This is a genomic window from Exiguobacterium sp. s168, from assembly GCF_018619035.1.
Lineage (GTDB): Bacteria > Bacillota > Bacilli > Exiguobacteriales > Exiguobacteriaceae > Exiguobacterium_A > Exiguobacterium_A acetylicum.
The window spans coordinates 104747-129418 of record NZ_JACSNE010000006.1; the positions used below are offsets into that span (position 1 = coordinate 104747).

The 24672-nt window shown below is 43.3% G+C and carries 21 protein-coding genes and 1 tRNA gene; 8 read left to right on the top strand and 14 right to left on the bottom strand.

The features are described from left to right. Positions 1-66: 66 nt before the first annotated feature. Together KNQ15_RS05960 and gltB are read right to left on the bottom strand one after the other, a co-directional pair. Positions 67-1533 carry a glutamate synthase subunit beta gene (locus tag KNQ15_RS05960; protein WP_214728309.1) on the bottom strand — a complete coding sequence of 489 codons (1467 nt, stop codon included), beginning with the start codon at positions 1531-1533 and terminating at the stop codon, positions 67-69. Further along, entirely contained in the window at positions 1530-6002 is a 4473-nt protein-coding gene (gene gltB, locus KNQ15_RS05965) for a glutamate synthase large subunit (protein ID WP_214728311.1), read from the bottom strand. Before gltB ends, KNQ15_RS05960 begins: the two co-directional genes overlap by 4 nt. A 294-nt stretch (positions 6003-6296) precedes the next feature. Here gltB and KNQ15_RS05970 point away from each other — a divergent pair, with 294 nt between their 5' ends. Both KNQ15_RS05970 and KNQ15_RS05975 read left to right on the top strand, forming a co-directional pair. Next, positions 6297-7139 (top strand): transporter substrate-binding domain-containing protein, encoded by an 843-nt coding sequence (locus tag KNQ15_RS05970; RefSeq protein ID WP_058705360.1) that lies wholly within the window; start codon positions 6297-6299, stop codon positions 7137-7139. Between the two features lie 2 nt (positions 7140-7141). Further along, a complete protein-coding gene (locus KNQ15_RS05975) occupies positions 7142-7819 on the top strand; it encodes an amino acid ABC transporter permease (protein ID WP_064299703.1) in 678 nt (225 codons plus the stop codon). An 81-nt stretch (positions 7820-7900) separates the two neighbouring features. On the opposite strand, the gene KNQ15_RS16765 is transcribed toward KNQ15_RS05975, so the two are convergent. Both KNQ15_RS16765 and KNQ15_RS17025 read right to left on the bottom strand, forming a co-directional pair. Next, positions 7901-8701: a putative bifunctional diguanylate cyclase/phosphodiesterase gene (locus KNQ15_RS16765; RefSeq protein WP_251137608.1), complete on the bottom strand. Its 801-nt coding sequence runs from the start codon at positions 8699-8701 to the stop codon at positions 7901-7903. After that, positions 8662-9744 (bottom strand): GGDEF domain-containing protein, encoded by a 1083-nt coding sequence (locus KNQ15_RS17025; RefSeq protein WP_353048889.1) that lies wholly within the window; start codon positions 9742-9744, stop codon positions 8662-8664. Before KNQ15_RS17025 ends, KNQ15_RS16765 begins: the two co-directional genes overlap by 40 nt. 146 nt (positions 9745-9890) lie before the next feature. Between KNQ15_RS17025 and KNQ15_RS05985 the strand changes: the two genes are divergently transcribed. Next, positions 9891-10520: an FMN-dependent NADH-azoreductase gene (locus tag KNQ15_RS05985; protein WP_050678294.1), complete on the top strand. Its 630-nt coding sequence runs from the start codon at positions 9891-9893 to the stop codon at positions 10518-10520. Here KNQ15_RS05985 and KNQ15_RS05990 read toward each other — a convergent pair. From KNQ15_RS05990 to KNQ15_RS06020, 7 genes are all read right to left on the bottom strand, one after another. Further along, entirely contained in the window at positions 10517-11365 is an 849-nt protein-coding gene (locus tag KNQ15_RS05990; protein WP_214728313.1) for a helix-turn-helix domain-containing protein, read from the bottom strand. The two genes, KNQ15_RS05985 and KNQ15_RS05990, sit on opposite strands and share 4 nt — an antisense overlap. Positions 11366-11421: 56 nt before the next feature. Next, entirely contained in the window at positions 11422-12288 is an 867-nt protein-coding gene (locus tag KNQ15_RS05995; protein ID WP_214728315.1) for a helix-turn-helix domain-containing protein, read from the bottom strand. Between the two features lie 37 nt (positions 12289-12325). After that, positions 12326-13207, bottom strand: a complete 882-nt coding sequence (locus KNQ15_RS06000) for a helix-turn-helix domain-containing protein (RefSeq protein WP_214728317.1) — start codon at positions 13205-13207, stop codon at positions 12326-12328. A gap of 83 nt (positions 13208-13290) precedes the next feature. After that, positions 13291-14172, bottom strand: coding sequence for a helix-turn-helix domain-containing protein (locus tag KNQ15_RS06005; RefSeq protein WP_214728319.1), 882 nt, complete (start codon positions 14170-14172; stop codon positions 13291-13293). Positions 14173-14219: 47 nt separating this feature from the next. Beyond that, positions 14220-15116 carry a helix-turn-helix domain-containing protein gene (locus KNQ15_RS06010; protein WP_214728321.1) on the bottom strand — a complete coding sequence of 299 codons (897 nt, stop codon included), beginning with the start codon at positions 15114-15116 and terminating at the stop codon, positions 14220-14222. A gap of 12 nt (positions 15117-15128) precedes the next feature. Next, complete coding sequence (locus KNQ15_RS06015; protein ID WP_214728323.1) at positions 15129-16016, bottom strand: helix-turn-helix domain-containing protein; 888 nt, start codon at positions 16014-16016, stop codon at positions 15129-15131. Positions 16017-16105: 89 nt separating this feature from the next. Further along, positions 16106-16176 (bottom strand) — tRNA-Thr (locus KNQ15_RS06020). 438 nt (positions 16177-16614) lie between these two features. Between KNQ15_RS06020 and KNQ15_RS06025 the strand changes: the two genes are divergently transcribed. Together KNQ15_RS06025 and putP are read left to right on the top strand one after the other, a co-directional pair. Then, positions 16615-17790 (top strand): MalY/PatB family protein, encoded by a 1176-nt coding sequence (locus KNQ15_RS06025; RefSeq protein ID WP_133207466.1) that lies wholly within the window; start codon positions 16615-16617, stop codon positions 17788-17790. A gap of 261 nt (positions 17791-18051) precedes the next feature. After that, positions 18052-19524 carry a sodium/proline symporter PutP gene (gene putP / locus KNQ15_RS06030; RefSeq protein ID WP_214728325.1) on the top strand — a complete coding sequence of 491 codons (1473 nt, stop codon included), beginning with the start codon at positions 18052-18054 and terminating at the stop codon, positions 19522-19524. Between the two features lie 55 nt (positions 19525-19579). Here the strand turns inward: putP and KNQ15_RS06035 are convergent, their stop codons facing one another. Together KNQ15_RS06035 and KNQ15_RS06040 are read right to left on the bottom strand one after the other, a co-directional pair. Continuing rightward, on the bottom strand, positions 19580-20371 hold the full coding sequence (locus tag KNQ15_RS06035; protein WP_231925629.1) for a class I SAM-dependent methyltransferase: 792 nt from the start codon (positions 20369-20371) through the stop codon (positions 19580-19582). A 41-nt stretch (positions 20372-20412) separates the two neighbouring features. Further along, a complete protein-coding gene (locus tag KNQ15_RS06040; RefSeq protein ID WP_023468579.1) occupies positions 20413-20727 on the bottom strand; it encodes a hypothetical protein in 315 nt (104 codons plus the stop codon). 204 nt (positions 20728-20931) lie between these two features. On the opposite strand from KNQ15_RS06040, the gene KNQ15_RS06045 reads away from it, so the two are divergent. From KNQ15_RS06045 to KNQ15_RS06055, 3 genes are all read left to right on the top strand, one after another. Next, positions 20932-21414: a GNAT family N-acetyltransferase gene (locus KNQ15_RS06045; RefSeq protein WP_047395528.1), complete on the top strand. Its 483-nt coding sequence runs from the start codon at positions 20932-20934 to the stop codon at positions 21412-21414. A 126-nt stretch (positions 21415-21540) separates the two neighbouring features. Then, positions 21541-22239: a queuosine precursor transporter gene (locus KNQ15_RS06050; RefSeq protein ID WP_214728327.1), complete on the top strand. Its 699-nt coding sequence runs from the start codon at positions 21541-21543 to the stop codon at positions 22237-22239. A 59-nt stretch (positions 22240-22298) separates the two neighbouring features. Then, entirely contained in the window at positions 22299-22655 is a 357-nt protein-coding gene (locus KNQ15_RS06055) for a PilZ domain-containing protein (RefSeq protein WP_029341957.1), read from the top strand. A gap of 263 nt (positions 22656-22918) precedes the next feature. Here KNQ15_RS06055 and KNQ15_RS06060 read toward each other — a convergent pair whose 3' ends face one another. Continuing rightward, positions 22919-24589, bottom strand: coding sequence for a glycoside hydrolase family 13 protein (locus KNQ15_RS06060; protein ID WP_214728329.1), 1671 nt, complete (start codon positions 24587-24589; stop codon positions 22919-22921). Positions 24590-24672 lie beyond the last annotated feature (83 nt).

Genomic DNA, 24672 nt, shown 5'->3' on the forward strand with positions numbered 1-24672 from the left:
AGATATCTTTGCCAAACACAAAAAAGCCTGGATTTCTGATGATGCCAGAAATCCAGACCATGTGATTTAGCCTGTTTGTTGCATTGCTTTTAAATAGTGTCCGACGGCTTCCGCTACTTCACGACCTTCGCGAATCGCCCAGACGATCAATGATTGACCACGTCTTGCGTCACCTGCAGCAAATATGCCTGGCCGGTTCGTCGCATAACGCGTCGTCTTGATTTTCCCGCGTTCCGAAGCGACCGCTAAATGTTCGAGTACATTCTCTTCGACACCACTGAATCCAATGGCGATCCAGACTTGATCGACTGGGAAGTAACGATCGCTCCCTTCGATTTCCTCAAAGATCACTGCACCCGATTCATTTTTTGTTTTCGTCGTCTGAATCGTCCAGACACCGGTGACTTGACCCGATTCACTTGTTGTGAATCGCTTGATGGCGATCAAGTATTCACGAGGATCCCGACCGAATTGTTGAAAAGCTTCTGCATACCCATAATCGATTGAGTAGAGTGACGGTGTATCCGGCCACATGTTTCCTGTCGCACGCGTCGTACCTGGTTGTTCATGTTTACCGAATTGGACGACGGAGCGACAGCGTTGACGGAGTGCTGTTGCCACACAGTCCGCTCCTGTATCGCCTCCACCGATGACGAGAATATCTTTATCTTTCGCATCGTGATCAGGAGACAACGGTTCTTGCGAGAGCACGTGACGTGTCACCCCTGTCAAATAATCCATCGCATAACCGACTCCACGCGTTGGCGCTTCCGTTAATTTGCGCGGTTCCGTCGCGCCGACACATAAGATCACCGCGTCATACTCCGCTTCAAGTGTCTCGAGAGTGATATCTGCGCCGATCGTGACGTTCGTCCGGAAGTGAATCCCTTCCGCTTCAAGCAAATCAACACGGCGCTGTACGACCTCTTTATCGAGTTTCATGGCTGGTATACCGTACGTGAGTAATCCGCCAATCCGATCTTCCCGCTCAAAGACCGTCACTTGGTGACCGGCTTGATTCAGCTGATCGGCAGCCGCAAGACCGGCAGGACCAGATCCAACGATGGCAATCGAACGTGTCGATCGTATTGCTGGAATTCGGGGCACGACCCATCCTTTTTCAAAGCCGATGTCGATGATCGTCCGTTCGATATCTTTGATCGCGACCGCAGGTTCATGAATCGACAACGTACACGATCCTTCACATGGCGCTGGGCAGACACGACCCGTGAATTCTGGGAAATTGTTCGTCTCAAGAAGGCGATCGAGTGCCTCTTGAAAACGTCCTTCTTCTACGAGCAAGTTCCATTCTGGAATCAAGTTATAGACTGGACAACCAATCTTCACTTGATCAAATACTTCCCCTACATGGCAAAATGGGGTGCCACAATCCATACATCGACTTGCTTGTTGACTCGCTTCCGCTTCCGTCAAAGCCGTCTTATATTCCTTAAAGTCACCCACCCGTTCGCTTGGATGTCGTTCCGTCCCACCCGAACGAGCAACTGTCATGAATTGATCGCGTCGTTTCATCGTACCCCTCCTGTTCTGCGCCCTAGATGTGTCTCAAATGCGAGCAACATCGCTTCTTCGGTGTTGTGTCCTTGTTTTGCGAAATCAGCCATCAACGTCGTCACTTTCTCATACGTCGAAGGAATGACGCGGATGAACGAATGAATGACATGATCCCAGTTCGCTAGAATCGCATCGCCCTGCTCACTACCGGTCCGTGCAACGTGACGTTCGATGAACGTCTTCAGTCGCGCAATCTCTTCGACATGCATGACGGGTCCCGTCGTGACGAGTTCGCGGTTGATGCGCTGTAAAAATTGTTCAGGATGACGCGGTAAGACATAGGCGACACCACCTGACATACCGGCAGCAAAGTTTTTTCCGACATCGCCAAGGACGACGACGGATCCACCGGTCATATACTCGAGTCCATGATTACCGATTCCTTCGACGACAGCGACTGCTCCACTGTTTCGAACCGCAAATCGCTCACCTGCCTGACCGTTGACATAGAGTTCTCCACTCGTCGCCCCGTAAAGTGCGACGTTACCAATGATCGACTGATCGGACGAGACGAACGAAATCGAACGTGGAGGATGAACGGCGATGATACCTCCGGACAATCCTTTCCCGACGTAATCATTCGCTTCTCCCGTGACATCAAGCGTTACTCCGCGTGGTAAATACGCGCCTAAACTTTGTCCGGCAGATCCATTCAGTTCGAGTTTCAATCGATCCGTCGGCAGACCAAGTGCCCCAAACCGTCTTGTCAGCATGGCACCGGTCTGTGTTCCAATCGCACGGTCTGTATTTTGAATCGTTAAACGTAGTGTCTGAGGCTGACTGAAATCTGCCGCCTCCAAATACGGCGATATTTCACGAGCGTCAAAGGAACGCTCGACATGATGCTGTTGTTGTTCAGCCGGACCGTGTGTCACATGGACGAGGAGACGCGAAAAATCAAGACTCTTCGCTTTCCAATGCGTCCGTTGTCGCTCCGATGGTTCGAGTAAATCCGTACGCCCTACGAGATCTTGCAGCCGTCTTACACCGAGTTTCGCTAAATGTTCTCGTACTTCCTCAGCGATGAACGTCATGAAATGGACGACGTCATCGGCAGATCCCGTGAATTTCTTACGGAGCTCTGGATCTTGCGTCGCGACACCAACAGGACACGTATCGAGATGACAAGCACGCATCATGATACATCCGACGGCGATGAGCGGAGCTGTCGCAAACCCATACTCATTCGCTCCGAGCATCGCGGCGAGGATGACATCGCGACCAGTCAATAGCTTTCCGTCGGTTTCAAGGACGACACGTTCGCGCAACCCGTTTAATGTCAACGTTTGGTGCGTCTCAGCAAGACCAAGCTCCCATGGCAGTCCGGCATGTTGAATACTCGTCTTCGGCGAGGCACCCGTACCGCCGTCATGACCACTGATGACAATGACGTCCGCAAGCCCCTTCGCAACTCCAGCCGCGATCGTTCCAACGCCACCTTTTGCGACAAGTTTGACGCTAATCCGGGCTTGATCGTTGGCACGTTTTAAGTCATGAATCAACTGGGCCAAATCTTCAATCGAATAGATATCGTGATGTGGTGGTGGGGAAATCAATCCAACACCCGGTGTCGATGCACGCACCCGTGCGATCCACGGATAGACTTTTTCACCAGGCAATTGACCACCTTCTCCGGGCTTCGCACCTTGTGCCACCTTGATTTGTAATTCGTCCGCGTGAACGAGGTAATGACTCGTCACCCCAAAACGACCAGAGGCGATCTGCTTGATCCGGCTCATCCGGAAGTCACCATTTTCATCCCGTTCGTATCGTTCCTCCTCTTCACCGCCTTCACCACTATTACTCTTTCCGCCTAGGCGGTTCATCGCGATCGCAAGCGTCTCGTGCGCTTCTTTTGATAACGAGCCGTATGACATCGCACCCGTCTTGAAGTATTTGACGATCTCGCTGACAGGCTCAACTTCTTCAATTGGGATCGCCGTCGTCTCCTTGAACGTCAACAGATGTCGTAGCACCGTTGCCGGTTCCTCCTGAATGCGTTGAGCGTACTTTTGATAGAGCCGGTAATCATTCGTACGGCATGCGTGTTGCAACAAATGAATCGTTGCTGGGTTAAAGGCATGATGTTCTCCTGCTTGACGGTACCGGAAGACACTGCCGGACTCTAAATAAATCCGTTCATCTGCAATCTGTTGTGCTCGTCGGACTTCTTCTTCCATCAGTTCAAGCGTCATCCCGCTCAATTGAGAGACCGTACCAGTGAAATGCTGGTCGATGACGGAGCGATCGATTCCGACTGCTTCAAAGATTTGCGCACCACGGTAGCTGAAGACCGTCGAAATGCCCATCTTCGACATGACTTTGACGACGCCTTCGGTGACTGCTTTTTGGTAACGTTTGTCTACATCCGTAAAACGATCCCCTACCGCTTCTTCAAGCGTCGCATATGCCAGGTACGGATAAATCGCATCCGCACCATATCCGAGCAACGTCGCGACATGGTGGACTTCACGAATCTCTCCCCCTTCAACGATCAAGCTGAGATTTGTACGTAATCCCTTGCGGATCAGCGCATGATGAATCGCACTCGTCACTAAGAGGATGGGCATCGGCAATGTGCCGGGGCGTACGAGACGATCCGATAATGTCAATAATTCATTCCCGTTTCGTGCAGCGGTCACAGCCTCATCAACGATCATGTCGAGCGCTTCTGCAAGCGAGTTGGTGAACGTCGTCGAAATCGTTTTTTGCTTAAGTCCACTTTGTTTAAGCGCATGGGCTTCGTCTGGTCGCAGAATCGGGGTCTCTAAGCGAACACGACGACAGTTCGCGCGGTTCGGCGTCAGCAGTTCCCCTTGTCGACCAAGCCATGTCAGCGTCGAGGTGACGATCTCTTCGCGTAACGCGTCAATTGGTGGATTCGTGACTTGTGCGAACAGTTGCTTGAAATATCGGAACAAGGATTGAGGGCGTTCACTTAAGACCGCTAGCGGTATATCCGTCCCCATCGCACCTAACGGATCCTTTTGTTCTTCGACGAGTGGAATCAAGTATTGATCGATATCTTCACGCGTATATCCAAAATGCCGTTGTTTCGTTCCCAGTTCAACGAGTGTCTCCTTGAAGTCGTTACTTGAGAGGGACACGACTTCTTGAGCGAGCCACTCCGCGTAGGGGTGCCGTGTTGCGAGTTCCCTTTTGATCTCCTCATCTGCGATCAACTGACCGGACGCAAAGTCGAGTAAAAGCAGTTCACCCGGTGCTAATCGTTTTTTGTACAGAATGTCTTGTTCACGAAGAGGGAGTACTCCTGCTTCGGACGACAACATGAAGTGTCCATCGCGTAACAATACATATCGCGCCGGGCGTAAACCATTTCGGTCAAGCGTCGCACCAATCTGTTTTCCGTTCGTGAAGACGATGGCAGACGGACCATCCCACGGTTCCATCATGCTACTGTGATACTCATAGTACGCGCGCTTCGCCGGTCTGATTTCGGCATGTTCGAACGGTTCCGGCACGAGCATCAGTGCTGTCTCAGCGAGAGAAAGACCTGACAGATGAAGAAACTCAAACGCATTATCAAGCATTGATGAGTCGCTACCTGTCTCATCCAATATCGGTAACACTTCCTCTGCCCGATTACCGTACGTCGTCTCAGCAAGTCGACGTTCTCGACCGCGCATTGCCCGAATGTTTCCTTGCAACGTATTGATTTCGCCATTGTGAATCAAATAACGGTTTGGATGGGCACGTTTCCAACTTGGGAACGTGTTCGTACTAAAACGTGAATGTACAATACCAAAGCCTGACTGATAGCGTTCGTCTCGTAAATCATCAAAGTACGCACGTAGTTGATCCGTCGTCACGAGTCCTTTATACACGATTGTTTCACTCGAGCTACTCAAGACGTATTGTTCAAGACCGAGTTGCTCCGATTCACGTTCAAATGCGCGACGAATTAAAAAGAGTGTTCGTTCAAATGTCAATCCTTCCATCGCCTTTGCACCAATGAAACATTGACGAATGACTGGCTCCGTGCGGCGGGCACCCGACCCAAGCACTTCGGACTGGACGGGTACGGTACGCCATCCTAAGACGTCTTGTCCTTCCGTCAAAATGATTGACTCTAACGTTCGTTCGAGTCGCATCCGTTCCCGTTCCTCACGTGGTAAGAACATCATGAAAACGCCATAATCCCCTTTTTTAGGAAAGGAAATGTGACGAACCGTTTCACGAAACAACCGATCTGGTAATTGCGTTAAAATACCCGCCCCGTCTCCGGTCTTCGCATCGCTTCCTTGTCCACCACGGTGTTCCATTTGACAAAGCATGGCCAATGCATGTTCAACGATTTCATGACTCGCTCGTCCTGTTTGATGTGCGTAAACCCCGATCCCGCACGCATCATGTTCCATACGAGGGTCGTATAATCCCTGCTGTTCAGGGTATTGATGAAATGTCATAGTAGCACTCTCCTTGCCTTCTTAATTTTCTGTATATTCAGTTAAATTATACTTTACACCCTTTTATGTTTACTCGCTACTATGCATAATCTTCATTTTATTTAACCTTCGAAGGTAGAATTACCATATATCAACATTGATAACGCTTACATAAACTTGGATATTCATTCAATATTTTTTTTGGTTGAATTCTACACTTTGTGCGCGTATTACTTTGCCCGAATATATGATTCCGTGGTATTTTTAACTATGAAAAGAGTTATTGATCATGGAAATAAAGAGAGGAATAATACGATGAAAAAAACAATGCAATTTACGGGTCTCTTGATCGCAGGAAGCTCGATTTTATTAAGCGCATGTGGTCAGCAAGAGGAGAAGGCAACCGCATATGACAAGATTCAAAAAGAAGGAACGATTGTCGTCGCTACGGCTGGTACACTTTATCCGACATCTTATCATGAAGAGAAAAACAATAAGTTGACTGGATTTGACGTTGAAGTCGTCAAAGAAGTAGCAAAACGTCTTGATTTGAAAGTGAAATTCAAAGAGATGTCATTCGACGGTATGTTGACAAGTGTTAATACGGGTCAAGTTGATCTTGCCGCTAACGACATTACGATCACCGATGATCGTAAAGAAAAATTCGCGTTCTCAAAACCATATAAATATACGTATGGTACGGCAATCGTCCGTAAAAGTGATTTATCAGGCATCAAATCTCTTGAAGACTTGAAAGGGAAAAAAGCTGCCGGAGAAGCTACAACGACATATATGCAGATTGCTAAAAAATACGGAGCAAAAGAAGTCACGTACGATAACGCGACGAACGATCAGTATCTACGCGATGTCTCAAATGGTCGAACAGACGTTATCTTGAATGATTATTATTTGCAAACACTCGCTGTCGATTTCTTCAAGGACTTCGATATTACGATTCATCCTGATATCGCTTATAATCCAAGTCAGGTTGGTTTAATCATGGATTTAGATAACAAGGAACTTCAATCCAACATTAACGAACAACTCGATAAAATGAAGGAAGATGGCACATTAAAGGAAATTTCGAAGCAATTCTATGCCGGAAAAGATGTCTCCCAAATGCCTGACGTCAAAACGACGATCGTCGATGTGAACTAACGATGTCTTCAATTGATTGGCGGTCCGTCTTCAATCCGGAATTGGCGGTCGAATCGTTTCCTTATATTTTGAGTGGACTGGGACAGACGCTATGGATTTCCTTGCTCAGTATGGCCATTGGTCTCGGAATCGGGTTAATCCTTGCCCTTTGCCGTCTGTCTCACCTTCGACTTTTACGCATCGGAGCTAGCGCTTATATCTCGTTCATGCGTGGTGTTCCGATTCTCGTGTTGCTGTTCATGTTGTATTTCGGACTGCCGGTCATCAATATTCAACTTGACGCGTTAACAGCAGCCATCACCGGTTTTAGTTTGAACAGTGCTGCGTACATGGCGGAGATCATTCGCTCCTCTTTGTTATCGATTGATCGTGGTCAAGAAGAGGCGGCAGCGTCACTCGGTTTATCCAGGTATCGGACGTTTGTTGGTATTATTTTGCCACAAGCGATCCGGATTGCCATCCCACCACTCTCAAACGTTTTGCTTGATCTGGTTAAAGCTTCATCGCTTGCTGCCATGATTACAGTTCCTGAGATTTTTCAAAAGGCAAAAATCGTCGGTGGGCGCGAATTCGATTATATGACTGTCTATTTTGTCGTTGCGTTCATTTACTGGGGAATCTGTTCTTGTATCGCAGTCATTCAAGAGGTTCTCGAACGTCGTTTTGCGCGGTATCTGTGATTCATTGATATACAGTTATACAAACAGGCGATGGACTATGTCCATCGCCTGTTTACTCTCTTTTTTTGATATACCATATCGTCAGCCTTCTCGATATATCGTCAAAAAGTGTTCTAATTGTCTTGGTTGTAACGGGCGATGGAAGAGATATCCTTGCAACGTATGACATCCCAATCGCTCGAGCAATGCCGCCTCTTCTTCTAATTCAATCCCTTCAGCTACGATTGTCATATCTAATCGCTTTCCTAACTGAATGATCGTCTCGATCATCGCTCGTTTCTTCTCTGAATGAATGGCTTCTTGAACGATTTCTTTTGGAACCTTCAATTGATCGAATGGTAACTCCACTAATGGTTGCATGGATGAGAAGCCCGTTCCGAAGTCATCGAGCGCAATCCGAATCCCATATAAATGGAGTGCATTTAATGTCTCGATGATTTGCTCAGTTCCTTCGATGAAGATGTGTTCTGTCATTTCGATTTCGAGTAATGATGGAGGAAAGCCTGACTGTTTTAAGATTGCTAATACACGCTCCGTAAAATCGGGTTGGCGCAGTTCCCACGGCGAGACATTCACGGAAATCGTTAAAGGTTCCTTCCCCTCTTCCAACCATGCTTTTCCTTGGAAACAGGCTTGACGCATGACCCAACCTCCGAGAGTCTCAATGAAACGTGTCCTTTCCGCAAGTGGAATGAACTCAATTGGCGGAACAAGACCATATTCCGGATGATTCCAACGAATCAATGCTTCGACTCCTGTAATTTGACGCGTTTTTGCATTGACTTGAGGTTGAAATAAAATAAAAAAGTCGCGATCCAACTCTGCATCGTATAAGTCGCGTGTTAACTGAAGCGCCCGTTTTCGTTCATTTTGTGTCGCCAAATCTGTAATCGCATACACGTATTTTTACGATTGGATTTAGCAGTGAACAAGGCAATCTCCGTATCATTGATGACATGGTCCGTCGTTTCGTCATTCATATAGGAAACACCAATACTTGCAGTGACGTTAATCTGTTTAAAGTCGATTTGGACGCGTTCTGATACACTCGATAAAATATCGTCACAAAGGCTTCGTGCGTCGTAATGGCTTGGTGCATGCAGTAAAAAGGCACTTCCGCTTGCTTTCGCAATCGTACAATCCGGAAAGCGATTCATCAATCGACGACCAATGATGTGCAAAGTGCGATCACCTGTCCGGTAACCAAAAGCATCATTGACGGTTTTAAAATCATCCAGATCAACCATACAAATCATATCGCCTTCTCGCTTTTTGTTATCCACTTCAATGACAAAAGAAGAACGGTTCGACAAACCTGTCACGGGATCCGTAAATGCTTGTTCCTGTAGACGGGCTAAGTAGTCAATATTGCGTTCAAGACGAGTAACATATTGATTATGAATCAGTAAACTAATGATCGTCGCAATCAAGATGAGTCCGATGCGCGCGATGTGATCGGATGCAAACATCGAAGTATTTTCAAGTGACGGGGTTTGATACCAAATATAAAGAAGAGAAACCGTCGTGATGCTTGTTGCATACAGTAGCATCGTTCGGTTGATGACGACTAAGGACGCTAAAATGAAAAGAAGGGCACATGCCCAAACCGTCTGGACTCCCCGATCGATGAATGGATAATAAATATAAGGAATCAATAAAAAAATACTCGACATCATATGAGGTTTTAAACGATCTGACAACGAACTTTTACCGATGAAATATTGCACGATTCCAGCACTTGCAATGACAAGTGCACGTGTCCAATCCTCCCCGTTCAGACCAGAACGACTAAATACGTTGGCAACGATATATAAAACGGCACCACAACTCGTCAATACAAAAATGATCATCCCGAACAATTGATAATTTGCTCGAATCTCTCGATGATATTGCAGACTATTGGAAGAACGTCGCTGTGTATTCACCGCCATCCCCTCTTTCTAATTCCTGTCGTTTATTTTTCCTTATCAGAACCGAAATAAAACCTGAATTTTCTAAAAATAATAAAATATTGGGAAGTCATGATTTTAAGTAGAATGGGAATAGAGAGGTATAGAAAGGAGTAATGATTATGTCACATTTACTATTCATCGAAGCGAACGATAGCACACATCAAAAAAAAGGCATTAGCTCTGAATTGAACGATGCCTTTTTGAACGCGTATCGTGAAACACATCCGGATGATACAGTTACGGTTTTAAATTTATTTGAAGAACGTCTTCCCTTCTTCGATTTGAAACTGGCGAGCGCGGCAGGTCGCCTCTTTAAAGGCGAGGAATTAACTGGAGAGGATGCGACACATGCACAGCGACTTCAGGAGTATTTAAACGGTTTCTTAGATGCCGATAAGGTCGTCTTCTCATTTCCGATGTGGAACTTGACGGTTCCGGCACCGCTGCACAATTATATGGATTACCTTGCTCAAGCTGGTCAAACATTTCGTTATACGGCCGAAGGTTCGATTGGACTTGTTGAAGACAAACAAGTCCTGTTGATTCATTCACGCGGTGGTGATTACTCGACGAAAGAGAAAGCACCGAGTGAACACGCTGTTCGCTACATGCTCGATCTATTGGCATTTTTCGGCATTGAGGATGTATCGACTGTCATTCTCGAGGGACATCAGCAATATCCGGAACGTGCCTCTGAATTAATCGAACAAGCACTTCAAGAATGCCGACAATTCGGTCGTTCGTTCTAAGTTGGGAAGAGAACGTACTCTGCATGTTCTTCCAGAAGCAGTTTTTCATGAATTGGCATATCAAATACTCGAAAAATGGAATAGGCCATCGTAAAATCGCGTTGGATAGCTGAAAGATCGCCATTCAGTTGTTGAGTGAAATATCCTCGCTGATAATAAAAGTGACCTAAGAAATGACCATCTTCTATTTGAAGACTCTCTTGAATACCTTGTTCGGTGATTTTTAGACCGGCAAGGTATTTTTTTTGCCTAGAAAGTTGTTGTCCATAGTTATATAAAATCTTGATTCGAACCTTTTTCAATTCGATGGATGGATAATTCGATTGAATCAATGCCTGGAAGATACCCTCCGCTAAATCGAAGTCACCGTGTTCAACATACAAATTCGCTATCGCCATCTGAATTCTTATATACAGAATAGCTGATTCAAACCAAAGGTGTTCTTTATTGAGTAATCGTTCGAGCAATTGAATGGCTTTTAAGTAGTGAAGTTGACCACTTTTTTCCTGAACGATGACTTGATAATATGCTGCCAAATCACGAACTTCCTCAAAATCTACCGTTGAAAGAACATGTTCGATCATCTCTAAAGCATCAACGTATTGATTAGTACGCAATAGTTCTGCTAATTGCTCGTCATACGATTGAAAAACATCGCTTCGTAAATGATCCTGAAACAACATCGACAATGGTACTTTTAATCGTTTTGCGACTTGTTGGAGCAAATCGATGGTGGGTGAATTTTTACCATTTTCGATTTTACTGATTTCAGCTTGGCTACAAATGCCTTCACACAATTCTGCTTTGTGTAATCTTTTTTTCTTTTCGAATTCGCTTGATTTCATAACCAATCGAGACGGGTAAGTGATCCATTATATCGTCCTTTCTTTCACTTCCGTCCTCACATTTGAAAGTGGAGAAATTGTTTTTTTCCTTTTAAGACTAACGCGGCATGATTATCATTGCCAAAGGCAGTAAAAAGGGAATAGGCAAGAGTAAACGCATCATGAATATCACACTTTCGATAATTCAATTCTTCATAGAAACATCCTCTTTGATAAAAGAAATGTCCTAACATCGCTGTATCTTTTCGTTCGATGGATAAACAAATTCCTTGTTCAGTAACCTGTAGTCCTGTTTTGAAGTCATTTTGAAAATACAACTGTTGCGCATGATTATATATGATTTTACACTGTAATTTTTTGAGTGCGTATGTCGAATACTCATACGTTAATAAATCTTCGTAGATTTTTCGTGCATATGGATATTGACCGTTCAAATAATAATAGTTCGCGACTGACATTCGAATACGTAAATAAAGAACAGGATACTCTATTTCCATTTGGTGTTCATCCGATAAGCGAAGCAATTGGGAGATACATGTCCGATAATCGATATCTTTTTTACCTTCGCGAACGACCCAGTCAAAATATTGAATCAATAATTGAACGGAAGAAGGAAGACTAGTCGGTAAACGTTTCATAAATTCTAGCATTTCATCATAACGACGTTGCCTAGAAAAGTCCGACAGTTGTACGTCATAGTCCTGAAATAGCTTTACTTCATTTGAATCGATAAAGATTTGATCCATTGAAATATGTAATTTTTGAGACAAACGTTGAACAAGATCGATCGTTGGAATTATTTTTCCATTTTCAATCTTACTTAATTCCGCTTGACTACATACACCCTTTGCTAATTCTTTTTGTGTTAAATTTTTCTCGATTCGTAGTTGTTTTATCTGTTTACCAAATGACTCGATACGCAATCTTCCTCCTCCTTTCTTGTATTTTTTAGTCATGATCTTAGTCCAGTACAGATTGTAAATAAGAACCTTTCGTCTTTAGAACGATGGTAGCGTATTGTTTCATCTGAAAAGCAGAGAATAATTCATACGCCATCGTATAATCATATTTCATCTGCGTGACGTCCGTATCCATCCGTTCATGAAACTCACCACGTTGATAATACAAATGTGCTAAGTAGGAAGTCTGTTTCAATTGTCGACTGAGCTGTATGCCTTCCTCGATGATACGAAGACCCTTTTGAGGCTGACCCATTTTATATAATAATTTTGCATAGTTATAAAGAATCTTTAGTCGTTCACTCTTTAGACCGCTGATTTCTGTAGTAATGCGTAATACTTCATCATATATTTTTTCTGCTTGTTGGTACTGTCCGCATTCCGCATATAAAATGGATAATGCCATCTTGATTCGAAAGTAAAGCACCGGATCTTTCACCCTTAAATCCTCTTGGTCCATCCATCGCGTAAATAAAACGGAGGTCGTTCGATAATCAACTTGTTTTTTTCGATATGCAATCACAATTTCATAGTAGGTCATTAATCGTCTTATTTCATCAGAAGATTCATTTACTGAGATTTTTTTCATTTCATGAAAACATTCATTAAAAGCATTCTCGCGTAGTAAGGTACTGAGTTTTTGATCAAGGATATTTACCTGCTCCAATTGATGTTCAGAATCGCTCTTTAATAATTCTGATATAGGAACACGAAGTACTGTTGCGATTTGTTGTAATAATTCCACAGTCGGCATCGTCTTTCCGTTCTCGATTTTACTAATTTCAGCTTGACTACAAATCCCTGCACTCAGATCTTTTTGCGATAACCCCTTCAATTGTCGGAAAAATTTTAGTTTCTTACCAATTGGATGTTCGTCCTTCATCTAATCACCTCTTTGAAATAAACGAGTTGCACTTTTCATGAAAAAACCTTCTTGTTTACCAAGAAGGTCACGTATCCTTTTTATTAATTCTCAAAAGTGAACAACATATACGACTCCTTCATGCGAAGAATCATTTTCTTTCGAACGTCGTGCTCAAATGCATGAAATAGTGCATAGGCGACTGAATATTGTTTTTGGAGTGACTTCTCATCCTCACCTAAGTATTCATCATAGTGAGCGAGTTGATAATAAAAATGACCGAAGAGAAATGTATGATTATGCATCAAGCATAACTCATATCCTTTTTTTGCGATGACGATACTTTCCTCAGACTTCCCTTGGTACTCAAGGATCTGACAATGATTGAAGTAAATTTTCAATAGCGCATTTAGATGGGTATTGGACTGAAGAACTTCGATTTCATTTTCTAATTCCTGATACACGGATTCCGTTAAATGAAATAAGTCCTGCTCTGAATACACATTCGCAATTGCCATTTTGATTCGAATGTACAATTGAATGGACCGAGACCAGACTTCTTTTTCAATCAACAAGTTGCTGAGTAGGCTTGCCGCTGCCCGAAAATCGATTCGATTTTGCTTTAATTCAATGATCGTCTTGATGTAGCTTTTTAAAATGTCGATTTCGACAATGCTATCCTTTTCTTGCTGGTGAATTCGCTCTAACGCCTCTTTGTACTTCTCTTCTCGAAGCAAATCGGATAAGAATCGATCTAGTTGAAAGAACTTTTCCTCATCGGTATGTTCTTGAAACAACAAAGAGATGGGAACTTGCAACCTTACAGCAAGTTGTTGTAATAAATCAACAGTCGGTGAATTTAAGCCGTTCTCGATTTTACTGATTTCAGCCTGACTACATAAATCAGCACATAGTTCTTTTTGAGAATACCCCTTTTGAACACGAAATCGTTTTAAGTTTTCTCCAATTGGATTAGCTTTAACCATTCTATCAAATCCTCCAAATATCTTAAAACGTCTCACTGTATTTTGAATCATGCTTCGTGTTTAACGGTAGACTCAAAAGTAAATAATAAATGTTCTTTCTTTAGGTCAACGACTAATTGTTTCGTCGTTTCGAATTCAAATGCGTGTAGCAATGTATAAGCTATCGTATATGTCTTTTGAAATAAAGCGTTACCGACAGCTTCTTGATAATTTCCTAATTGAAAATAAAAATGCCCTAACAGGAAAGTCTGTTGAGATTCTAAGCATAAATTAATTCCTTTTTGAATAAACACATTCGCTTCTTCAAATAAATCTTGATACAAAAGAATTTGAGCATGATTAAAATAGATTTTTATCAAAGAAGTAATATATAAGGAACTATTGAGTCGTTCTAATAGCGTTTCAATGTCGGAATAAGTACCTGTAGTTAAATGATATAACTCATGTTCAGCATATATATTGGCAATTGCCGTTTTAATCCGAATGAATAAAGAAATGGATTCGTTCCAAACATCATACTCATTTAAAAGATTACTTAATAAGGACGTGGCTGTTCTAAAATCAAACCGATTTTGTTTCATATCCACGATGATCTGAAAGTAAGCACTTAATATGATTAAATTCATATTCTCTTTGTAATCATACTTTGAAATGAATTGTATGATTTGATCAAAATTCTCTTCTCGAAGTTGATCTGAAATAAATTTATCAAAAAAATCTATTTCTTCATTAGCTTGAGGATTCTCGAATAAAAGTGCAATCGGACTATTTAAACGAGCGGCAATTTTTTGTAATAATTCTACGGTTGGTGAATTTAAGCCGTTCTCGATTTTACTGATTTCAGCCTGACTACATAAATCAGCACATAGTTCTTTTTGGGTCATTTGCTTTTCGATACGTAATTGTCTGATTTTTGCACCGATTGATGAAGTTAAATCATCCATCTTTATCATTCCTCACTCACTTTCATCTACAGGAAATAGCAATAGATCTGATAAATGTGTTTCAAGAATTTTTCGGTATGCGTGATTATTCGTCGCGGTGAAAAATGAGTAAGCAATTGTATACGCTTCTTTAATACTTTTCTCGGAAGCGTTTAACGCTTCTAAAAAGAAGCCCTTTTGATAATAAAAGTGACCAATGTATGTTAAATCTTCTAGCTCTTTGGTTTCTTTTATAGCGTGTTCAACTTCTTTTAACCCTTCCTCGAATCGCTTTAACCGATATAAGTTACGTAAGTAATTATATATGATTTTCATTTTAATTTTTTTATACTCGCGTGTACGGTAAAGTAGTTTTAATAACGCTTCGTAAATTTGATGAGAATGCATGTAATCCCCATGATTCGTATATAGAACAGCGATTGCCATCTGAATTCTAGTGTAGAGAAGAAATGACTTTTCAACTAAACTTTCTTCAATGACTAATTTTAGTAACGCAGAAATACATGTTCTAAAATCGATGTTTCCTTTCTCATGTAATAATAGCTTTTGATGATATCGAATTAACACTTGAATTTCAAATTCAGTATTTGATTTCGCATATTCTTCTAAATCCTTCTCCATAGATGAGTAAGTTTTCTCTCTCATATGGCGCAGCATTCTTTGGTCAATTTCATTTAATTTTTGTGAGAGGATTTCATCTTCAAAAAACAATGAAATCGGGATGCGTAGTCTTCGACAAATCTGCTGCAACAAATCAATCGTCGGGGAATTTCGACCATTTTCGATTTTACTGATTTCAGCCTGACTACAAATTCCTTCACAAAGTGCTTTTTGTGTCATTCCTTGTTTTTTTCGTTCTTGCTTGATCTTATCACCAACAGATTGAATGACTGGATGCATGTAAGTCACTCCTCAAATCAAAAATATCGAACTCATGAAAAAAGTCTTCCGTTTCAAGTATATATCACTTGAGACGGAAGACGTGTCTATGCTTCCGGCGAGAATCGAACTCGCACTGCAGCATTACCATTGCTGAGGTCTGCCATTAACCTACGGAAGCTTGCAAAACCTGATTCTAGTATAACTTATAGAAAAAGACAAAACAAGAAGTCGATGCTTTTTCAGCTCAACTTCTTGTCACTAATTTACAATGTAGTTTTCGTTAGCGAGTTATCATAAACGACTAAAACTGAATAATGTTCATCCGCTTTAGACGCAACGAATGTTGAAAATTTTAATGTAATGATGGCGTTCGATCCGACCCCATTATTTTCAAAAAAGTCATTTAGTCTTTCCTCTAATTCTTCAGGCGATCGCCCGACGACTACTTTAGAATGCAACATGATCATCACTCCGTTCCGTTATGGTAGGTTCGAGTTTAGTAATTGCCTGATCGTATAAATATTAAACCTTTATTTTTTCGACTTGCCCCACTCTCTCCCTATCCGCTATGGTGAAATGGAGTCATTCAATTATTAAAGAACAGGAGTGAAGTCTGATGGAACAAATCAATTTCGATGAAACGATCGAGAAACGAAATACAGGATCCGTCAAGTGGGACGGGCTCCCTTCGCTGTATGGATCAGATGAGCTGATTCCGATGTGGGTTGCCGACATGGACGTCCGTCCACCACACCATTTGACAGAACGATTGACAAGACGTGCTGCTACAGGTCATTTCGGTTACTCGATGTTTGAAGACGAAGCAAAACGAGCGATTCAGCATTGGTTTCAAAAGCGGTATGACGTATCAATCACTACTGATTCCATTCTTTATTCAAGCGGTGTCGTTCCTGGACTTGCGCATACTGTCCTAGCATTGACTGAACCAAGTGATGAAATCATCATCCAAACACCGGTCTATCCTCCATTTCATCAAATCATTCAGTCTAATCAACGACAACTCATTGAAAGTCCGCTTCTTTTAGACAGTGAGACGTACCAGACCGACTTTCCACTTCTCGAACGACAAATGCGAACAGCACGTATGATGATTCTCTGTAGCCCGCATAATCCAAGCGGTAAAGTCTATCCGAGAGAAGAATTACAACAAATCGTCGAACTCGCGAAGCAACATGATGTTTATGTTGTATCCGATGAGATTCATGCGGACCTCGTCTATACAGGTTCCGTGCACACGCCTATTCTTGGATTGGATTATGAAAAACTCATTTTAGTAAGTGCACCATCCAAAACGTTCAATATTCCGGGTCTCTATGCGTCTTATCTGATCGTACCTGACATCTCGATTCGTCAACAGATCGAGCGTATCCAGCAGCGTCATTTCGTTCACCCGAATGCATTAGCTTCAACTGCTATTACAGCAGCGTATGGTGATGTTGCGAGTGAGCAATGGCTTTCACAATTACTTGTGTATTTAGAAGGAAATCGTGACCATGCTATTCGTCGGATTCGCCAAGAGATGCCAAAATTAGACGTTGTCATTCCAGAATCAACTTTCCTGTTGTGGATCGACTTCAAAGCACTCAAACTAGATAGTAAAATACGAGCAGATTGGCTCGTCAAGGAAGCAAAAATCGCTCTAACACATGGTTCTTCGTTCGGATCTGGCGGAGAAACATTTGAACGGTTAAATATCGGGTGTCCTCGTGTACAATTAGATCAGGCATTAGACCGTTTAAGCTCCGCATACCAACAGTTTTGGACCAATTAACATGATACGAATGATCCTAATTTATTAGGGTCATTTATTTTTCATTTAATTATTCTGAACATTCGAACTAGTAGAACTTCAACAGGGACTAAAACCGTCCCAATCCCTTAAGGCACTAGGCGTAGCGGTACTTTTCATGAATTTGACGTGACTTGCAAAGTCGTTTTATCCCCTGTAAGGTGGGGAACATATCATTTGGCGAATGAGTCAATACATGCTTGATCGCTGAAAAAAACTATTGCATTTGGAGGATTTAACTTTATGACGCAAGAATGGATTTCAATCATCCTGTATCTTGTTCTCATGTTGGCAATCGGTTATTTTGCCTACAAGCGAACGACGAATACAGAAGATTATATGTTAGGCGGACGCGATCTCGGTCCAGGTGTCACAGCACTCTCTGCTGGTGCATCTGATATGAGTGGATGGATGCTCATGGGACTTCCCGGCGCCATGTACGCGACAGGTGTTTCAGCACTCTGGCTCGCACTCGGATTATTGATTGGATGTTACGTAAACTATTTAGTACTCGCACCACGTTTTCGACTTTATACGGAAATGGCGAACGACTCGATTACGATCCCTGATTTCTTAGAGAATCGTTTTGAAGACAAATCACGTGTGCTTCGTACTGTATCAGCACTCGTCATCATCATCTTCTTCACGTTCTACACATCAGCTGGAATCGTCTCAGGTGGAAAATTATTTGTCAGCTCATTCGGATTTGATTACCACTATGGTATGCTCTTGACGATTGCGGTCGTAATCGCCTACACGTTATTTGGCGGTTTTCTCGCAGTTAGTTGGACCGACTTCGTCCAGGGCTGTATCATGTTCATCGCACTCGTGCTTGTTCCTGTCGTCGCATTGACAGACGTCGGCGGAGTCGATGGTGCATACAACTACGCTGAAAAATTAGACCCTTCGTTGTTTGATCCACTTAAAGGAACAACAGTTCTTGGAATCATCGGATTCCTTGCCTGGGGACTTGGTTACTTCGGTCAACCACACATCATCGTCCGTTTCATGGCGATTCGCTCAGTCAAGGATTTAAAAAGCGCCCGTCGTATCGGGATCGGTTGGATGTTCGTCTCAATCATCGGTGCGATGATGACTGGTCTTGTCGGGATTGCCTATTTCGAAGGACAAGGCAATGGACTGGGTGATCCGGAAACAGTCTTCATTCGTTTCTCGGATGTACTATTCCACCCGTATATCACAGGATTCTTAATGGCTGCGATTCTTGCAGCAATCATGTCGACGATTTCATCACAATTGCTTGTTACTTCAAGTGCATTGACAGAAGATTTTTATAAGACGTTCTTGAAAAAAGATGCATCAGATAAAGAACTCGTCTTAACAGGTCGAATTGCCGTTCTTGTCGTTGCGATCATCGCAAGTGTACTCGCTTGGAATCCATCAGCGACGATTCTTGCACTTGTCGGTTATGCATGGGCTGGATTCGGTTCTGCCTTTGGTCCAATCATCTTGCTTTCTCTCTACTGGAAACGAATGACGAAACAAGGTGCACTGGCTGGTATCATCTCAGGTGCCTTGACAGTCATCATCTGGGTTCAACTCGGACTTAGTACGACGCTTTACGAAATGGTACCTGGATTCTTCACAAGCTTGATCTTTACGGTCGTTGTCAGCTTGATGACGAAACAACCGGTCAATGCCGTTCAGGAAACGTTTGAAGAGATGGAAGACGAATTAAAAGACGCTGTTCAATAATCAGCGAATAACGAGTAAGACCTCTGCCGGAAAATCGGCAGAGGTCTTTTTTGACTTACAGTTCAATCACACCATAATGCAACTTCGACGACTTCCGCTTTGTTCGTTCGAACCCAAACCGTTCAAATAATGGGCTCTCATAATGTGCTTTTAAAACGATGCGCTGACGTGCCACACGCTTCGCCTCCATCATCGCTTCTTCGGATAAGGCTTCATAATTCGCAAGCGTTCGTAAAGCGTCGAGGTGCGTCGATTCTTCGACGGTCTGTTCGAACATGGGGTCAAAGTAGATGACATCAAAAGAATGATCCGGACATTCTTTCAAATAGGCAAGATGGTGTTTGACTTTCACTTCAATTCGTCGCATTGCTTGATTGATCGGTTCGTAGGATTCTTCCCACCGTTTTAATCCGTTCTTGACGACAAATGCTGTCTCAATCCGGCTCTCTAAACCGATGATCCGCCCCCGCTCTCCGATGGCATGACTCATGACGATCGCATCTGCCCCGAGTCCAAGCGTACAATCTAACACATGCATCCCTTCCGATAAGCGTCCGATTGAAACTAGTGGATCTCCTCCACCTGCATCAATTTGTTTGATGCGAAACACCGCACTTGAAGGATGGAAAAAGAACGATGTCGTCTCGCCTAGTGGATATAAATCAAGCCGCTGTTTATCGACGACAAGCACCGGTAACCCTGTCTCCTGTTGCAAGTGTTCTATGCTTTTTTTCTGACGCACGACGTAGATAAAATGTATCGTTTCATCCGCTAACAACTGCTTCACACGATGATGTACGTCGTCAGTCGGACGAAGACATGTCGTCAGTCCAATGGTTGGTTTCATAATGTGTTCCTCCATAAAAAAATAAGCTAGCCGGAGCTAGCTCATTTCTTTTTCTTCAATAATCCTTCGATGTCTTCAATCAATGCTTTTTTCGAAATCAGATCTTCTTGCTTTTCCTGTTCGACTTTTGCATCGACCGTCGTCCGCTTCATGAGTGCTTGTAGCGTCTCATCGATGCTTGACTTCAAATGATCGCGGTCTTCTTTATTAAGGGAAAGATCATGTTGAACTTCATCCCCTTGTTCATCTAATTGGCGTAAGCGTTCCGTCAATTGTTTCGCTTCACGATTCAAGTCCGAATACAATCGTTCGATTTGCTCTAGACGCAATTTGATTCCGTCACGTTCTGTGAACACGTTTTCCAGCCCCTTCCAGTATGCAGTTGTCTACATCATTACTTTACCATATTCCGAGGTAATTAAAACAATCACAAGATGATTACAGAATGACTTTTTTCAGATTTCTTCCTGCGGATCGATTCCAGTTAATTTTTGCAATTGCACGAAGGGTATCGCTATAATGTAAACGAAGCATCAATTGGGATGAGGGAGGATTTTGTGATGGAATTGAGACGTCGAACATTACGTCATGTCGATCAAGCTGAGTACGATCATTTCTTGAAGTATGGCGAGCAAGCATATGGACTGACTCCGCAAGAAATCAAAGGGTATGACCATGAGCTTGGAGAAGAGCGAGCTTTTGATTCCGTCGAGCACAGCTATCCTGAAGATTATTACTTTGATATCGTTGAAGCGGATACGATCCTGGGGCGGGTTCTGCTCTTAAAAATGGGTCACTACTTCCAACTCGACTTCATGGTGTTTGATCCCTATACGCGTCGGGGTCTAGCTACTCAAGCAGTTGCCGAAGCATTGACGTATTCTGGGGTACTAGATCGTCACGAAGTACGCGCGCGTGTCCTTGAACAATCACCACACGCTTCGTTTGCAAAACGCATTTTGGAAGCGAATGATTTTACGTCGACAGAGAACTATTACGTCAAAGGAAGACGTCGTCGGTACTCTCTGCAACGAATGGGCTAAAGACCGTCCGAAAGACCATGAAGCTCATGGTCTTTTTTTAATGCCCCTCATCTCTTCGTCACCTTTGACAGTTGATGAATTTCAGCGTACAATTTTCATCTGTATGAACAGAAAGGAGTACATCTCATGAACGAATGGTTATGGATCCCTTCCATTTTTTTAACGATGGGATTATTGATTTTCAGTTATTATTTATTTGGTAAGACAGGATTGTTGATGTGGATTGCCATCGCAACAATCATTGCAAACATCCAAGTTACACAAACCGTCCATATTTTTGGTTTCGTCTTCACGTTAGGAAACGTCGTGTATGGCAGTTGTTATCTAGCGACAGATATCCTCAATGAAAAATACGGAAAACAGGTCGCTCGTAAAGGCGTCTATATGGGGTTCTTCTCCCTGATCACGACGACCGTCCTCATGCAGTTCAGTCTCTTGTATACACCACTTGCTGATAAGGCTGCACTCGAAACATCCGATTCCTTGCATTTATTGTTTGGACTCTTACCATGGATTGCTGTTGGTAGTCTTGCCGCTTATCTCGTCTCGCAACTATTCGATGTCTTTATCTATTCAAAGATCCGTCAGAAGACAGGCGAACGTAAGCTTTGGTTACGGACGACAGGGTCAACCGTATTAAGTCAATTGCTTGATACGTTGACGTTTTGTGCGATTGCCTTTCACGATATGCCCTTCTCCATCTGGTGGCAAATCTTCATTACGACGTATCTTGCGAAATTCGTCGTCGCTTGGTTCGCGACACCATTCATGTATTTAGCAAAACGTATCCACCCAACGAAACAATCGACAGACGCTGCTGCATGACCTAAAAAAAACTAGAAGACTTGACGAAATTGTCGGATAATGGGAGTGGAGGTGCCTACATGAAAATCAAACGGAATGAACCATTTCGATATACGCTGAAAAAACCAATAACAGGTGAATTTCATTTATTGAAAAATAACCAGCGTACTCCCAATGGTCTGATGAAAATTCATAATATCTCACCGAACGGACTAGCAATCAGCACAGAACTAAAACTTCCACTTCACAAATCAATGAAAATCGTTGTTGAGTTCTCATTGATCGAGGGTCAAGAACCTTTATGCATCGAAGGTCAGTTATTGCATGAGAAGCCAGTGGGTCCCGAGAGACTGTATGGCATCCGCCTCAATCCGTCAACGACTGATCGTGATACGATCATCGCTCAGGTTAAACAAGTTGCTCAATTGGAACGATAATTTATTTAGCTGACTCAAAAGTCAGTCTCTACAAAGGAAAGGGTGGCAGAATGATGATCTGCCACCCTTTTCTCGTAAAAAAATGACGCGTCACACGCAACTCTTACAGGAATAAGCGCATTTATGCGCTTCAAAGACAAACAAGACCCGCTTTCCTGCTTGAATGAAGCAGGAAAACCGGCTTGTGTCTCGCCTGAGGAAAGGGCGTGAAAAGACGCGTCATTCTTTTTTTGAGTCAGCCCTCTGTTTTGTGCCTAGATGAATCATCCTTCAAACGTACGGAAGACGACGGCTTCGTAAGGTCGAAGCGTGAGTTCGTCGGTAACAGCGGACCCATCATAGTTTCCGATGACCCGGTCTGACGTATCATGCGTAGACGGAATGTTCACATCATGATCCGCAAACGAACAGTAGACATACCATGTCTCCCCTTCAAGCGTCCGTGAGTAGGCATATACTTCCGGATGATCTTCGAGTAAGAGTTGATAGCGACCATACACAACGAGTTCATGATCATGTCGTAGACGAATCAACTGTTGATAGTAATAAAAGATGGACTGCTCATCTGCAAGCGCCTGTTCGACGTTGATTTCCGGATAGTTTGGATTGACCTTCAACCATGGTGTTCCCGTCGAGAAACCAGCGTTCTCCGACGCATCCCACTGCATCGGTGTCCGCGCATTGTCGCGTCCTTTGATATGGATAGAACGTAGTAGTTCAGCCGGTGATGCCCCTTGTTCCGTACGTTCTTTCCACATGTTCCGAATTTCGATATCTTCATAGTCCGCGATGTCTTCAAAAGCGACGTTCGTCATGCCGATTTCCTCGCCTTGATAGATATATGGCGTCCCTTTTAACAAATGCAACAATGTAGCAAGCATCTTAGCTGACTCGACGCGGTACGTCGTGTCATTACCGAATCGACTGACGACACGGGGTTGATCGTGGTTGTTCCAATAGAGCGAGTTCCAGCCCGTCTCATGTAACGCCGTCTGCCACTTGGTGAAATTTTGCTTGAGTTTAAGTAAATCAAACGGAATGACGTCCCACTTCCCATTCGGACCTGAATCGAGATCCATATGTTCGAACGTAAAGACCATGTTGACCTCTTTACGTGCCGGATCTGTATATAGAATGGCATCATCCGTCGTCGCTCCTGGCATCTCACCGACTGTCAGGACATCGTATTTACCGAAAGAGGCTTCATTCATTTCGTGTAAAAATTCATGAACACGTGGTCCATTGATATAATGTTCTCCACCATCTCCATACAATGCTCCTGGATGGACCGTCGCATTTGGTAGTCCCGGTGTCTTCGAAATCAAGTTGATGACGTCCATTCGGAAACCGTCAATCCCTCGATCCAACCACCGACGAATCATCCCGTACACATCGTGACGCATCTGTTCATTTTCCCAGTTCAAGTCAGGCTGTTTCTTCGAGAATAAGTGAAGATAGTATTCATTCGTTGTTTCATCATATTCCCAGGCAGGTCCAGAGAAAATCGATCCCCAGTTGTTTGGTAGCGAACCGTCTGGATTTGCTGGGCGCCACATATAATAATCCCGATACGGATTGTCCTTGCTTTGACGCGATTCCGCGAACCACTGATGTTCATCTGACGAATGATTGATGACGAGGTCCATGACGATTTTGATATCTCGTGCATGTGCCTCATCTAGAAGACGATCAAAATCATCCATCGTTCCGAATTCCTTCATGATGGCTTCATAATCACGGATGTCATAGCCATTATCGTCGTTCGGTGAATCGTAGACAGGACTTAGCCAGATGACGTCGATACCAAGCGTCTTCAAATAATTCAACTTTTCGATGATCCCATTCAAGTCACCGATTCCATCCCCATTTGAATCATTGTAACTACGTGGGTAAATTTGATAAACGACACTATCATGCCACCATTTACGTTCCATCCTCAACACTCTCCTCTTTTATGTACGTAACGTGCTACAATATTGAGCAAACGATTGCATCAATTTGTAAAAGCGCTTTCAAT